15 protein-coding genes and 1 other RNA gene are annotated in these 12,796 nt (G+C 67.0%); 8 read left to right on the top strand and 8 right to left on the bottom strand.

All coding sequences use genetic code 11. The annotated features are described in order from the left end of the window. Nucleotides 1-121: 121 nt before the first annotated feature. From dnaK to hrcA, 3 genes are all read right to left on the bottom strand, one after another. A complete protein-coding gene (dnaK, locus tag BAY15_RS08515; protein WP_068851160.1) occupies nucleotides 122-2,056 on the bottom strand; it encodes a molecular chaperone DnaK in 1,935 nt (644 codons plus the stop codon). Nucleotides 2,057-2,186: 130 nt separating this feature from the next. Further along, nucleotides 2,187-2,702 (bottom strand): nucleotide exchange factor GrpE, encoded by a 516-nt coding sequence (gene grpE / locus BAY15_RS08510; RefSeq protein WP_068851157.1) that lies wholly within the window; start codon nucleotides 2,700-2,702, stop codon nucleotides 2,187-2,189. A gap of 82 nt (nucleotides 2,703-2,784) precedes the next feature. Continuing rightward, entirely contained in the window at nucleotides 2,785-3,852 is a 1,068-nt protein-coding gene (hrcA, locus tag BAY15_RS08505) for a heat-inducible transcriptional repressor HrcA (RefSeq protein WP_068851154.1), read from the bottom strand. Between the two features lie 92 nt (nucleotides 3,853-3,944). Between hrcA and recN the strand changes: the two genes are divergently transcribed. Further along, complete coding sequence (gene recN / locus BAY15_RS08500) at nucleotides 3,945-5,609, top strand: DNA repair protein RecN (RefSeq protein WP_068851151.1); 1,665 nt, start codon at nucleotides 3,945-3,947, stop codon at nucleotides 5,607-5,609. Between the two features lie 45 nt (nucleotides 5,610-5,654). On the opposite strand, the gene BAY15_RS08495 is transcribed toward recN, so the two are convergent. Then, entirely contained in the window at nucleotides 5,655-6,572 is a 918-nt protein-coding gene (locus BAY15_RS08495) for a LysR family transcriptional regulator (RefSeq protein ID WP_068851148.1), read from the bottom strand. A 96-nt stretch (nucleotides 6,573-6,668) separates the two neighbouring features. Between BAY15_RS08495 and BAY15_RS08490 the strand changes: the two genes are divergently transcribed. After that, nucleotides 6,669-7,901: an SGNH/GDSL hydrolase family protein gene (locus BAY15_RS08490; protein ID WP_068854631.1), complete on the top strand. Its 1,233-nt coding sequence runs from the start codon at nucleotides 6,669-6,671 to the stop codon at nucleotides 7,899-7,901. A gap of 76 nt (nucleotides 7,902-7,977) precedes the next feature. On the opposite strand, the gene fur is transcribed toward BAY15_RS08490, so the two are convergent. Then, nucleotides 7,978-8,394: a ferric iron uptake transcriptional regulator gene (gene fur / locus BAY15_RS08485; protein ID WP_068851145.1), complete on the bottom strand. Its 417-nt coding sequence runs from the start codon at nucleotides 8,392-8,394 to the stop codon at nucleotides 7,978-7,980. 104 nt (nucleotides 8,395-8,498) lie between these two features. Between fur and BAY15_RS08480 the strand changes: the two genes are divergently transcribed. Next, entirely contained in the window at nucleotides 8,499-8,894 is a 396-nt protein-coding gene (locus BAY15_RS08480) for an outer membrane protein assembly factor BamE (RefSeq protein ID WP_068851142.1), read from the top strand. 50 nt (nucleotides 8,895-8,944) lie between these two features. On the opposite strand, the gene BAY15_RS08475 is transcribed toward BAY15_RS08480, so the two are convergent. Beyond that, the gene (locus BAY15_RS08475) at nucleotides 8,945-9,202 is read right to left on the bottom strand and encodes an RnfH family protein (RefSeq protein WP_068851139.1); all 258 of its coding nucleotides are present in this window, start codon (nucleotides 9,200-9,202) and stop codon (nucleotides 8,945-8,947) included. A 3-nt stretch (nucleotides 9,203-9,205) separates the two neighbouring features. After that, nucleotides 9,206-9,634 carry a type II toxin-antitoxin system RatA family toxin gene (locus BAY15_RS08470; protein WP_068851136.1) on the bottom strand — a complete coding sequence of 143 codons (429 nt, stop codon included), beginning with the start codon at nucleotides 9,632-9,634 and terminating at the stop codon, nucleotides 9,206-9,208. 56 nt (nucleotides 9,635-9,690) lie between these two features. On the opposite strand from BAY15_RS08470, the gene smpB reads away from it, so the two are divergent. From smpB to BAY15_RS08445, 5 genes are all read left to right on the top strand, one after another. After that, nucleotides 9,691-10,194, top strand: a complete 504-nt coding sequence (gene smpB / locus BAY15_RS08465; RefSeq protein WP_068851133.1) for an SsrA-binding protein SmpB — start codon at nucleotides 9,691-9,693, stop codon at nucleotides 10,192-10,194. A 69-nt stretch (nucleotides 10,195-10,263) separates the two neighbouring features. Further along, entirely contained in the window at nucleotides 10,264-10,620 is a 357-nt protein-coding gene (locus tag BAY15_RS08460) for a hypothetical protein (RefSeq protein ID WP_068851130.1), read from the top strand. Between the two features lie 111 nt (nucleotides 10,621-10,731). Next, nucleotides 10,732-11,124: a transfer-messenger RNA gene (gene ssrA / locus BAY15_RS08455) on the top strand. Nucleotides 11,125-11,260: 136 nt separating this feature from the next. Next, nucleotides 11,261-11,605 carry a DMT family transporter gene (locus BAY15_RS08450; protein ID WP_068851127.1) on the top strand — a complete coding sequence of 115 codons (345 nt, stop codon included), beginning with the start codon at nucleotides 11,261-11,263 and terminating at the stop codon, nucleotides 11,603-11,605. Beyond that, nucleotides 11,602-12,168 carry a TetR/AcrR family transcriptional regulator gene (locus BAY15_RS08445; protein WP_068851124.1) on the top strand — a complete coding sequence of 189 codons (567 nt, stop codon included), beginning with the start codon at nucleotides 11,602-11,604 and terminating at the stop codon, nucleotides 12,166-12,168. The genes BAY15_RS08450 and BAY15_RS08445 overlap by 4 nt, the downstream gene beginning before the upstream one ends. A gap of 18 nt (nucleotides 12,169-12,186) precedes the next feature. Here the strand turns inward: BAY15_RS08445 and BAY15_RS08440 are convergent, their stop codons facing one another. Then, nucleotides 12,187-12,498, bottom strand: coding sequence for a hypothetical protein (locus tag BAY15_RS08440; protein ID WP_068851121.1), 312 nt, complete (start codon nucleotides 12,496-12,498; stop codon nucleotides 12,187-12,189). Nucleotides 12,499-12,796: the final 298 nt, after the last annotated feature.

Below are 12,796 nucleotides of genomic sequence, written 5' to 3'. Positions count from 1 at the left end.
GGAAGAGCGGAACCAGGTCCGCTCTTTCGTCGGGCGCCCCGGCACACCGGGGTACGGCGGTCAGGACCCAGTGGAATGACAACGGGACGTTGCCTGCGCAACGTCCCGCGTCGTGTCCGGATCAGGACTTCTTGTCGTCCTTGACTTCGGTGAACTCGGCGTCGACCACATCGTCGTGCGCGCCGCCATTGTTGCCGGCGCCGGCATCGGCACCCGGTGCGGCACCGCCCTGCTCGGCCGCGGCCGACGCCGCGAACAGCGACTGGCCGGCTTCTTCCAGCACCTTCGACTTGGCTTCGATCTGGGCCTTGTCGTCACCCTTCATCGCGGTTTCCAGGTCGGCCAGGGCCGATTCGACCTTGCCGATGACATCGCCACCGACCTTGCTGCCGTGTTCGTTGATCGCGGTACGGGTACCGTGGATCAGCGCGTCGGCCTGGTTGCGGGCCTGGACCAGCTCGTGGAACTTCTTGTCTTCTTCGCGGTTGGCTTCCGCGTCGGCGACCATGCGCGCGATTTCGTCCTCGGACAGACCCGAACCGGCCTTGATCTCGACCTTCTGTTCCTTGTTGGTCTTCTTGTCCTTGGCCGACACGTGCAGGATGCCGTTGGCGTCGATGTCGAAGGACACTTCCACCTGCGGCAGGCCGCGCGGCGCCGGCTCGATGCCGGAGAGGTCGAACTTGGCCAGCGACTTGTTGTAGCGGGCCTGTTCGCGCTCACCCTGCAGCACGTGCACGGTCACCGCCGACTGGTTGTCCTCGGCGGTGGAGAACACCTGCGAGGCCTTGGTCGGGATGGTGGTGTTCTTCTCGATGATCTTGGTGAACACGCCGCCCATGGTTTCGATGCCCAGCGACAGCGGGGTCACGTCCAGCAGCAGCACGTCCTTGACGTCGCCGCCAAGCACGCCGCCCTGGATCGCCGCACCCAGTGCCACGGCTTCGTCCGGGTTGACGTCCTTGCGCGGTTCCTTGCCGAAGAACTCGGTCACGGCCTGCTGCACCTTCGGCATGCGGGTCTGGCCGCCGACCAGGATCACTTCGCTGATGTCGCTCGAACGCAGGCCGGCATCGTTCAGGGCGATGCGGCACGGCTCGATCGACTTCTTGATCAGGTCTTCCACCAGCGCTTCCAGCTTGGCGCGGGTCAGCTTGATGTTCAGGTGCTTCGGACCGGAAGCATCGGCGGTGACGTACGGCAGGTTCACTTCGGTCTGCTGGCTGGTCGACAGCTCGATCTTGGCGCGCTCGGCAGCATCCTTCAGGCGCTGCAGGGCCAGCGGATCCTTGCGCAGGTCGATGCCCTGGTCCTTGTTGAACTCGTCCACCAGGTATTCGATGACGCGGTTGTCGAAGTCTTCGCCGCCCAGGAAGGTGTCGCCGTTGGTGGCCAGCACTTCGAACTGCTTCTCACCGTCGACGTTGGCGATTTCGATGATCGACACGTCGAAGGTGCCGCCGCCCAGGTCGTACACCACGATCTTGCGGTCCTTGCCGTCACCCTTGTCCAGGCCATAGGCCAGGGCAGCAGCGGTCGGCTCGTTGATGATGCGCTTGACTTCCAGGCCCGCGATGCGGCCGGCGTCCTTGGTCGCCTGGCGCTGGCTGTCGTTGAAGTAGGCCGGCACGGTGATCACGGCCTCGGTGACGGTCTCACCCAGGAACGCTTCGGCGGTCTTCTTCATCTTCTCCAGCACGCGCGCGGAGATTTCCTGCGGCGCCATCTTCTTGGCATCGCTGGTCTGCACCCAGGCGTCGCCGTTGTCGTGGGCCAGGATGCCGTAAGGCACGTGCGCGATGTCCTTCTGGACTTCAGCGTCGGTGAACTTGCGGCCGATCAGGCGCTTGACGGCGTAGAAGGTGTTCTTCGGATTGGTGACGGCCTGGCGCTTGGCCGAGGCGCCGACCAGCACTTCGCCATCCTTGGTGTAGGCGACGATGGACGGCGTGGTGCGATCGCCTTCCGCGTTTTCGATGACGCGGGCCTTGCCGCCGTCCATGATCGCCACACACGAGTTGGTGGTGCCGAGGTCGATACCAATGATCTTGCCCATGAGGGAGACTCCTGAAAATTTGGGGAACATCCGGCAGCTGCCGGGTTATGAATGGGATGTGTGGGACGCTGCTGACACTTTCAACCCATCCATCGAACGCTGTGTCCGATGGCGGCCAAACGCGTTCAGGTCAGTCCCGGGCGACCACGACGAGGGCCGGCCGCAGCAGGCGATCGTTGAGCAGGTAGCCCTTCTGGAACACCTGGACCACGCTGCCCGGCGCCGCGCCGGGGGCGTCGACCTGGCTGATGGCCTGGTGGTGTTCGGGGTTGAAGGTCTGGCCGGTGGGGTCCAGCAGGGTCAGGCCGTTGTCGGCGGCGACCTTGAGCAGCTGCTTGTAGGTCAGCTCCAGGCCTTCGCGCAGCGGGCTGGGTTCGGCGCCGGCGGCATTGAGCCCGGCGTCCAGGCTGTCGAACACCGGCAGCAGCTCGCCCAGCAGCTTTTCGTTGGCGAAGCGGCGCGCCTGTTCAACGTCGCGGGCCACGCGCTTGCGCTGGTTGTCCAGGTCGGCGCGCTCACGCAGCGACTCGGACCGGAGCAGCGCCACTTCGTTGTGCAGGGCGTCGAGCTGCTGCTGCAGGGTATCGCCCGTGGCGGCGTCGCCGGCCGGGGTCTGGGATGCGATATCAGGCTGATCTTGGTTCATTTCCGGATCCTTGGCGGTGACTCTCCGCCTCCACCCACCCCAATGTGGGCGGCCGGACCCGATTCAAGAGCTGGGGGCGTGTTTAGGTGCGATCCCGGGACAATCCGCCGCCGGCCGGGGCATCCAGGGCCGCACCGAGCACCTGGGCAGTGGCCTCCACCAGCGGAATCATGCGGTCGTAGGCCATCCGCTTGGGCCCGATCACCCCCAGCACGCCCAGCACCTGGCCGCCGGCCGAGTACGGGGCGGTAACCAGCGAAACGTTCTCCAGGGGCATCACACCGGTTTCCTCGCCGATGAAGATGCGCACGCCCGGGGCCTGGATGGTGCGCTCAAGCAGCTGCAGGATCTCGCGTTTGCTGGCGAACAGGTCGAACAGCTCGCGCAGGCGGTCCAGGTCGGACAGGTCCTGCACCCCCATCAGCCGTGTCTGCCCGGCCAGCACCATGTCGTCGGCCGGCGGCGCCATCGCCTGCTCGGCCAGCTCCACGCTGTGGGCCAGCAGCTGCTCCATTTCCGTGCGCGCCTGGCGCAGCTCCACCAACAGGGTGGCGCGGATCTCGGCCAGCGGGCGGCCGGCGCAATGGGCATTGAGGTAGTTGGCCACCTTCTCCAGCTCGGCCGGCTCCCAGCTGCGTTTGGGCTCGATCACCCGGTTCTGCACCTCGTTGTCGGCGAACACCAGGATGGCCAGCACCCGGCGCGCATCCAGCGCCACGAAATCAATGTGGCGGAACGCGAACTGTTCGCGCCGCGGCGCGCCGACCACGCCGACGAAATGGCTCATCGCCGAAAGCAGCTCCGAGGCACTGCCGAGCAGCGCCTGGGTGCCCGCCCCGGTGGACAGCTCGCTGCGCAGGCGGCTCAGCTCGCTTTCGCCGGGCGGCTGCATCTTGACCAGGCTGTCGACGAACACCCGGTAGCCGTGCGCGGTGGGCACCCGCCCGGCCGAGACGTGCGCCGAGCTGAGCAGGCCCAGGTCTTCCAGGTCACCCAGGATGTTGCGGATGGTGGCCGGGCTGACGTCCAACCCGGCCAGCCGCGCCAGCGTCTGCGAGCCGACCGGCTCACCGTCCTGGATGTGGCGCGCGATCAGCGTCCGCAGCAGATGGCGGGCGCGCGGCGCAAGATGGGGCGCGGAAGGGTGCATGGAATCAACCTGTGAGACGCGACGTTGGATAATGGCAGGAACACTGCCTGCCCCACCCATGCTAGCGTTGCGCGGCTCAAGAACCCAATACCATGCTCAGACATCTATCGATCAAGGATTTTGCCGTTGTCCGCGCCACCGAACTGGAATTCGGCGCAGGCATGACCGTGGTTTCCGGCGAGACGGGCGCAGGCAAGTCGCTGATGGTCGACGCGCTGGGCTTCCTGTCCGGGCTGCGCGCCGACAGCGGCGTGGTCCGCCACGGCGCGGCGCGCGCGGAGCTGTCGGCCGAGTTCGCGCCGGGCGAACACGCCCCGGCCCGGCAATGGCTGCGCGACAACGAACTGGATGACGAGGAGCAGTGCCAGTTGCGCCGGATCATCCGTGCCGACGGCGGCTCGCGCGCCTGGATCAACGGCCGCCCGGTGACCCTGTCCCAGCTCACCGAGCTGGCCGGCATGCTGGTGGAAATCCACGGCCAGCACGAACAGCAGGCGCTGCTGGCACGGCCCTCGCAGCTGGCGCTGCTGGACGCCTACGCCCGCAACGAGGCCGAGCGCGTCCAGGTGCGCCAGGCCGCTGGCCGTTGGCAGGCCCTGGTCGACGAAGCCGAGTCGCTGTCGCGACAGGGCGATGTCAGCGACCGCATCGGCTTTCTGGAACACCAGCTGGGCGAACTGCAGCGCGAAGACCTGGAGCCGGCCTCGATCGCCGCCCTGGGCAGCAGCCACCGCCGCCAGGCCCACGCCGGGGCGCTGGTCAGCGCCTGCGACGTGGCCGCCGCCCGGCTCAATGGCGACGATGAGGTGTCGGTGCTGCAGCTGCTGCAGCAGACCCGGCATGACCTGGCCCGCGTGGCCGAACACGACACCCGCCTGGGCGAGGTGGACGCGCTGCTGGACAGCGCGGTCATCCAGCTGCACGAAGCGCTGGCCCTGCTCGACCGGGTCCACGACGACCTCGACGCCGACCCGGAGCAGTTCGAGGACATCGAACGCCGCCTCGGCCGCCTGCACGACCTGGCGCGCAAGCACCGCGTGCCGATGGAAGGCCTGGCCGAACACCGCGATGCGATGGAAGCCGAAGTCGAGCAGCTGCGCGGTGCCGATACCCGCCTGCAGGCGCTGGCCGGCGAGATCGACCGCGCGGCCGCGCAATGGCAGACCGTGGCGACCACGCTCAGTGCAAGCCGCGCCACCGCGGCCAAGGCGCTGTCGGAGACCACCACCACGCTGATCGGCGAGCTGGGCATGGGCGGGGGCCAGTTCCTGATCGAGATCGAACCGCACGCGGCCGCCAGGCCGGACCCGAACGGCGCCGAGCGCGTTGAATTCCTGGTGGCGGCCAACGCCGGCCAGCCGCCGCGCGCCCTGCGCAAGGTGGCCTCGGGCGGCGAACTTTCACGCATCTCGCTGGCCATTGAAGTGGCCGCACTGGGCCTGGATGCGGTGCCGACCATGGTGTTCGACGAAGTCGATTCCGGCATCGGCGGCGCGGTGGCCGATATCGTCGGCCAGAAGCTGCGCGCGCTCGGCGAGAAACGGCAGGTGTTGTGCGTTACCCACCTGCCGCAGGTCGCCTCCAAGGGCCACGCCCATTACCGGGTCAGCAAGGCACCGGTGGAGGGCATGACCCAGAGCGCGGTGGAGAAGCTGGATGCCAAGGCCCGCGAGGAAGAACTGGCGCGCATGCTTGGCGGCGTGGAAGTCAGCAAGGAAGCCCGCGCGGCCGCGCGGAAACTCCTGCAGGAGACCTGACGGCGTACCCACCAACGGTGGGTACCTGCCGATGGCCTGACCGGGTTACGCCAACGGCTTGGCCAGGTCCACCTGTTCCACGAGGAAATCCAGGAACGCCCGCACCCGCAGGGGCAGGTAACCGCCCTGTCCGACGAACACCGCGTGCACATCTTCCAGGTCGCCCGGGTTGGCCTGTTCCAGTACCGGCAGCAGCCGCCCGGCGGCGACGTCGTGCTGCACCTGGAACGCGGCCAGCCGCGCAATGCCGGCGCCGCCCAGCACCAGCCGCCGCAACGCCTCGCCATCGCTGGCACGTGCATTGCCGCCGGTCGGCACCGTCTGCACCTGCCCCTGTTCACGCACCGGCCAGCCGGTCTGCGCACGTGCATGACCGATATCCAGCCGGTTGTGTGCCAACAGCGCAGCCGCATCCCCGGGCAGTCCATGCCTGGCTGCGTATGCCGGCGCCGCCACGATCATCATCCGGGTACTGCCCAGCCGCCGCGCAACCAGGCTGGAGCTCTTCAACGGGCCGGCCCGTACCGCCACATCGGTACGCTGCTCCAGCAGGTCGATCACCTCGTCGGTCAGCATGAGGTCCACCCCCACCTGCGGGTGCCGCTCCAGGAAGGCCGGCAGCAGCGGCAGCAGGAAATGGTGGGCGAACGGCACGTTGCTGTTCACCCGCAGCCGCCCGCGCGGTTCGGCATGCGCGCTGGCGCAGCGTTCGGCCTCGTCCAGGTCGGCCAGCACGCGCAGGCCACGCTCGTAGAAGGCGCAGCCTTCCGGAGTCAGCTGCAGCTGGCGGGTGGAGCGCTGCAGCAGGCGCGTGCCCAGCCGTTGTTCCAGCCGCGCCACCAGCTTGCTGACCGCCGAAGGACTCATGTCCAGCGCGCGGGCCGCCGCCGAGAAACTGCCGGCTTCGATCACCCGCACGAAGATCTCCAGCTGGCCGGAGCGATTGATGTCGGGCGTGGGCATTGGATGAATTCAGTTCATAGATGATTGTCCATGGCCAGTCTATTTCACAGATGGTCCGCCGCGCACCATGGCCTCCTCTTCCACGGGATGGCCCGCATGAACCGCTTGATCCGCTTTGCCACCGGCACTCTGCTCACCATTTCAGCCGCGACCTCCGCCGCCGCGTCTGGTGCCCCCGCGCCACCGCACTGGGTTGCGAGCTGGCAGGCCAGCCCGCAGCCGGTCTGGGGCGCCGACTTCCTGTTTCCGACCGGCATCCCGCAGGTGCTGGACGACCAGACCTTCCGCCAGACCGCGCGGATCAGCCTGGGCGGGCCGCGGCTGCGCGTGCGCTTGAGCAATGCCTACGGCACCACGCCCCTGCGGATCGGCGCGGCCAGCGTGGCCGGCAGCGCCGGGGCAGCGCCAGCCGCGCTGTCCTTTGACGGACACCCGGGCACGGACATCCCGCCCGGCCAGGACCGTCTGAGCGACCCGCTTGCCCTGCCCATTGCCGCCCAGCAGGCCGTGCAGGTCGACGTGTATGTTGCGGGTCCCACGCCACTGCAGACCTTCCACTGGGATGGGCGCCAGACCAGTGCGATCGCCCCGGGCGACCAGACCGGCCGCGTTGCGCTGCGCGGCAGCACCCCCACCACCGCGCGGCTGTTCCTGACCGGGATCGAGGTGGAGGCGCCGGCGGCGGCGCGTGCCGTGGTGGTGATCGGCGATTCGATCACCGACGGCGCCACCGCCAGTCTCGACCGCGACCAGCGCTGGACCGACCACCTGGCTGCCCGGCTGGCGCCGCAGGGCATGGCAGTGGTCAACGCTGGCATTTCCGGCGGGCGGCTGCTGCGTGACGGGATGGGCGACTCGGCGTTGGCCCGGTTCCAGCGCGACGTGCTGGGCGTGCCCGGCGTGGCCAGCGTGGTGGTGCTCGTCGGCATCAATGACATCAGCTGGCCCGGCACCGCCTTCGCCCGCGACCAGCCGCGACCGTCGCTGGCTAAACTCCAGGCCGGCTACCGCCAGCTGGTCGAGCGCGCGCATGCCCACGGCGTGCGGATCATCGGCGCCACCCTGACCCCGTTTGCCGGGGCGCTGCCGGGCACCCCGCTGGACGACTATTACGCCACGGACAAGGATGCCCTGCGCCAGCAGCTCAATACCTGGCTGCGCGAGGAGGCCCCGTTCGATGCCGTGATCGACCTGGACGCCGCCCTGCGCGATCCGGCCGACCCGGCCCGGCTGGCACCCGCGTTCGACTCCGGCGACCACCTGCACCCGGGCGATGCCGGCAACCGGGCGATGGCCGAGGCGGTGGACCTGGCGGTGTTCGGGCAATGAAAAACCCGGGCGTGGCCCGGGTCTTCTTTAAAAGTCTACCGACCAACGGGCGGTAGCTACCGTGACGGCTACGCCGTCACTTCCTTTTCTTGCGCACGTAGAGCACCAGCGAGTGCTCTTCCAGCTCGTAGCCGTGGTCGGCGGCGATCTTGCGCTGAAGTTCTTCGATCTCGTGGCTTTCGAACTCGATGATCTTGCCCGAGTCCACATCCACCATATGGTCGTGGTGGCCGCCCCGGTCCAGTTCGTAAACGGCCTGGCCGCCTTCGAAATTGTGCTTCAGCACCAGGCCGGCGGCCTCGAACTGGGTCAGCACGCGGTAAACCGTCGCCAGGCCGATCTCGTCACCGTGCTCCAGGAGCTGGCGGTAGATGTCTTCGGCCGTCATGTGGTGCTGGTGCTTCTGGGCGTCGCGCTGCTCAAGCAGGGCAAGGATCCGCATACGCGGATGGGTCACCTTCAGGCCAACTTTGCGCAGGTCGTGGGTTTCCATAAGTCTCCGTTCATTGGCGATTTAGCGCCAGCTGCCTCGGATTGGGTCGCGGCGACACGTTCGGAGTGTATCATCGACTGGATTTCCCAAAACGCCATTCCCCGATGCGCAATCTCCTGCTGGTCGCCGCCGTTGCCCTGTCCACCACGGGCTGCGGCATCATCTATAAGCAACCCATCTATCAGGGCAACCTGATCCGGGAGCAGGCCGTCGGTCAGCTGCAGGTGGGCCAGAGCAAGCAGCAGGTCAACGCGCTGCTCGGCACCCCCTCCATTGACGACCCCTTCCACGCCCAGCGCTGGGACTACACCGCCAGCCAGCGGCTCGACCGCCTCGGCCGCACCGAAGTGAAGAACTTCGTGGTGTTTTTCGAAGGCGACCAGGTCACCCGTTGGGAAGGCGACTACTTCCCCAACAACGATGCCCAGCTGGCCCGGGACCAGGTGCGCCAGTTCGGCCGCAACCTGGCCAAGGACAAGAAGAAGCAGCGCAGCCGCTGATCCGGCGCACCGCCCGGCAATTCATTGACCGGGCGGGTGGCGACGCGGCATCAGCGCGCGCGGGCCCGCCTGCGCCGGTTGTCCTTCGGATCGGCCAGCAGGGGCCGCAGCAATTCCACGCGGTCCCCGTCGTTGAGCACCTGGCTGGCCTTGGCCAGCAGCCCATGCACGGCCACGGCCGGGCAGTCCTCGCTGCCCTCGATGGCGGCGGCGGCAATGGCGTCGGCTACGGTGGCGCCGTCGGCCAGTTCCAACGGGCGCGACTCGGCCCGGTCGGGCCAGGCCAACACCACTTCCACCCGGATCACGGCTCAGTCCTGTTCGTCGGCGACGCGGACGAAGTCATTGACCATGCGGTCGGCCAGGCCCTGGAAGCCCAGTGCCAGCGCCGGCCCCAACAAGCGTGAGTTGGGTTCGAACTCCAGGGTGAGGGTGACCTTGCAGGCATCTTCGGCCAGCGCATGGAATTCCCAGCGGCCGTGCAGGCGCTTGAACGGGCCATCGCGCAGCTGCATGTCGATGTGGTGCGGGCGCTGCAGGGTGTTTTCGGTCATGAACCAGGTGGAAAACGACCCCAACCCCAGGTCCAGCCGCGCCACCAGCCGGTCCGGACCGGATTCCAGGATCTGCGACGCCGAGCACCACCGGAAGCGGTGCGGGTAGGCCTCGATATCATTGACCAGGTCGAACATGCGGGCAGCCGAATGTTCGACCAGGGCACTACGTTTGATGGTTGGCATGCGAAGGCTTGGCTGGCGAATCGACCGCGGGGGCCCGAATCGGAGACAATAGGTAAATGAGCAAGAACAGCGGCAAGGATAAAGCAAAGAACGCGACGGCCAACAAAACCATCGCGCTCAACAAGCGTGCCCGCCACGAATACACCCTCGAGGACCGTTTCGAGGCCGGCCTGGCCCTGCAGGGCTGGGAAGTGAAATCGATCCGCGCCGGACGCGGCAACATCATCGACGCCTACGCCTACGTCAAAAGCGGCGAGATCTTCCTGATCGGCGCCCAGATCACCCCGTTGATCCAGGCCTCCACCCACGTGGTGGCCAACGACCGCCGCGAGCGCAAGCTGCTGCTCCACCGCAGCGAGATCGACAAGCTGGTCGGCAAGGTCGAACGTGACGGCTACACCATCGTCCCCACGGCGATGTACTGGAGCAAGAACAAGATCAAGCTGGAAGTGGCGCTGGCCAAGGGCAAGCAGACCCACGACAAGCGCGACGCCGAAAAGGACCGCGACTGGGCCCGCGAAAAGCAGCGCACCATGCGCCGCCACAACCGCGACGCCTGAGATCCACCCCATCCGTAGAGCCGGGCCCTGCCCGGCTGCCCTACCCGCCCCAACTGTCCGGAGCATCGCGTGACCCAGGAAATTCCCCAGGAGACCGCCCCGAGCGCGGACCCCATCGCCGTGCTCCAGGCCGACGTCGCCGCCTACGAGACCATCTTCGGCGAACTGGCCCGCGCCATGGACCCGGCCGCCCTGCTCAAGGTGCTGACCTACACCCTGCGCAACGCCAAGCGCGTGGCCTCGGAGGCCCAGAGCTACGACTCGCTCGAGCACCGCCGCCTGGTCGCCCGGATCGAGGCCCTGATGGCCCGGGCCGAACCCGAAGCCCGCAAGCAGGCCATGACCCAGCGCAACGCCCAGAACCACGACCGCAAGGTCCGGGCCAAGCACCAGGCCGACAGCAAGCGCCAGCGCGAAGGCCGGTAGATCCGACAGGGCCGTGACGTTTTCAGGTGACTGTTCAGCTGAATCGGAGTAGGATCAGTCCCATCAAGTAACGTCTGGGTCGCCAGACGCCTTGCAGTTCTTGAAGAAACCGGGGGTGCATTGGTTTCGACGGGGGTTGTGAAGTCACTTGGTGCATGCCGAGGGGGCAGCTTTCCTCGTTAATCCAGCAGCAAACTTCTAGTTGCCAACGACGACAACTACGCTCCGGTCGCTCTCGCAGCCTAAAAGCTGTTTGAGTTACCTTCTGCCGACTTAGGCGGAGCCCCGAACCCACTTGTGTCCATGCTCGTCGGTGTAGGGTCATTATCATGGAATCGGTCGTGATGGCTGCCTGTCAGTCGCGACCTAACCTAAAGCAGGCTGATCCTGGGGTGCGTTTCGCACACCGTACTGCCACAGGACGACACCAAACGGTGAGCTAAGCATGTAGAACTGGGGATGGAGTGCCTTCGGACGGCGGTTCAATTCCGCCCACCTCCACCAATGACGGGCCCGCAAGGGTCCGGAGAAGCCCGGGAATCCTCGCAGAGGGTCCCCGGGCTTTTTGCTTTTTTAATCCTTGATTCAGCGTCGCATCCCTTAACATACCGTCCGGTCGGTATCTTAAAGCGAGCACGCCATGTCTCCCCTGTTCACCGCCTACCTGTTCCTTGCCGGCGCCATCGTCTCTGAAGTGACCGCCACCCTGCTGCTGCAGAAGACCGAGCAGTTCACACGGCTCGCCCCCACCGTCACCATGGTGCTGTTGTACGGACTCTCGTTCTATCTGCTCAGCCATGCCCTGAAGACACTGCCGCTCGGCATTGCCTACGCGATCTGGGGCGGCCTGGGCATCGTGCTGACACTCATCGTCAGCGTCACGGTCTTCAAGCAGACCCTCGACTGGCAGGCGGTTACGGGCGTGGCGATGATCGTCGGCGGCGTAGTGATGATCAATGCGTTCTCGAAGGCGGCCGCGCATTGAACGCCGAGCTCAAACGACGCAGGCAGCCAGCCCTCGTCCGCGCGGCGCTGCTGGATGCGGTGGTCCACGAAGCGATCGTCGGCGGGTTGGCGGGCGTGACGGTGGTGGGCGTGGCAGCGCGCGCCGGTGTCAGCAAGGGCGCGTTGTTCCATCACTTTCCCAGCCGTCAGGCACTGCTGGAAGCGGCCTACGCCGAGTGCCTGCTGCGTTTCGACCGCGAACTGGATGAGTGCATCGCACGCGATGGCGCCGGGGCCGGTCGTTTCACGCGCGCCTATGTCACGGCCACCTTCAACGCAATCAATGCACCCGAGCGCGATTGGGCCCGGTTCTCGTTGACCGCACTGGTCGAGCCGGCCTTTGCCGATCTGTGGCGCACCTGGCTGACCGCCCGCCTGCACAACGCACCGTCGGAACGCGAGGATCCCCGGTTGCGGGCCGCCCGACTGGCGGCCGACGGCTTCTGGCTGCAGATGCTTACCGACCCCGAGGCGCAGAGCGCGCCAGGCCGGACCGATGCCCTGCTGGCCTGCATCCTGGCCTTGGCGTCTCCTGCCACGTAGCGGGAGCACCTGACACGTTCACGGCAGCGTGAACTTCCGCGCCATGCGGGTCGGCCACAGCGAGGTGAACTGCGCGCCGCCGACCAGGCGGTAGGCGGCGGATACGCTGTGCATCACGCCCATACGTTCCAGCACATCCTTGGCCTTGCGAAAGGTCGGGCGCGGGTCTGCGGTTCCCATGAACAGGTTGATCTCTTTCGCGCTCACGTCGTAGCCGTCCAGTTTCGCTGCGCTGCCCAGCGCCGCGCCCAGGTCCGCCTCCAAGGTCGCCAGGAAGGCCTCGTCGTCCAGCGACTTCCGCCAGAATTTGATGATCAGCTCGTATTCCATGGGGCGTGCAGCCAGTGATGGGGACTGCCCAGAGTACGCTACCGCACCTTCCACAGGTCAGCGGCGCAGTAGCGCCACACGCCGGGCAGCAGATACATTCCCGCCACGATGAGGGCTACTGCCACCCACATCGTGAGGATTTTTGCCCATCAGTACGCCGGGTGGACGCTTATACGCTGACCTGCCGGCCTGTTCCACTGCCAGCACTCACGCTCTGAACACCCATCGTGGTCGATGTAAGGGTGAGACCCGACACCCCGCCGTTCCGGAGCGCGAGCGCTGCCCACCTGCCGGCATC

This window comes from Stenotrophomonas rhizophila, assembly GCF_001704155.1.
Lineage (GTDB): Bacteria > Pseudomonadota > Gammaproteobacteria > Xanthomonadales > Xanthomonadaceae > Stenotrophomonas > Stenotrophomonas rhizophila_A.
The sequence above is the reverse complement of the archived record's forward strand: the minus strand, read 5'-3'. Positions and strand labels throughout refer to the sequence as shown.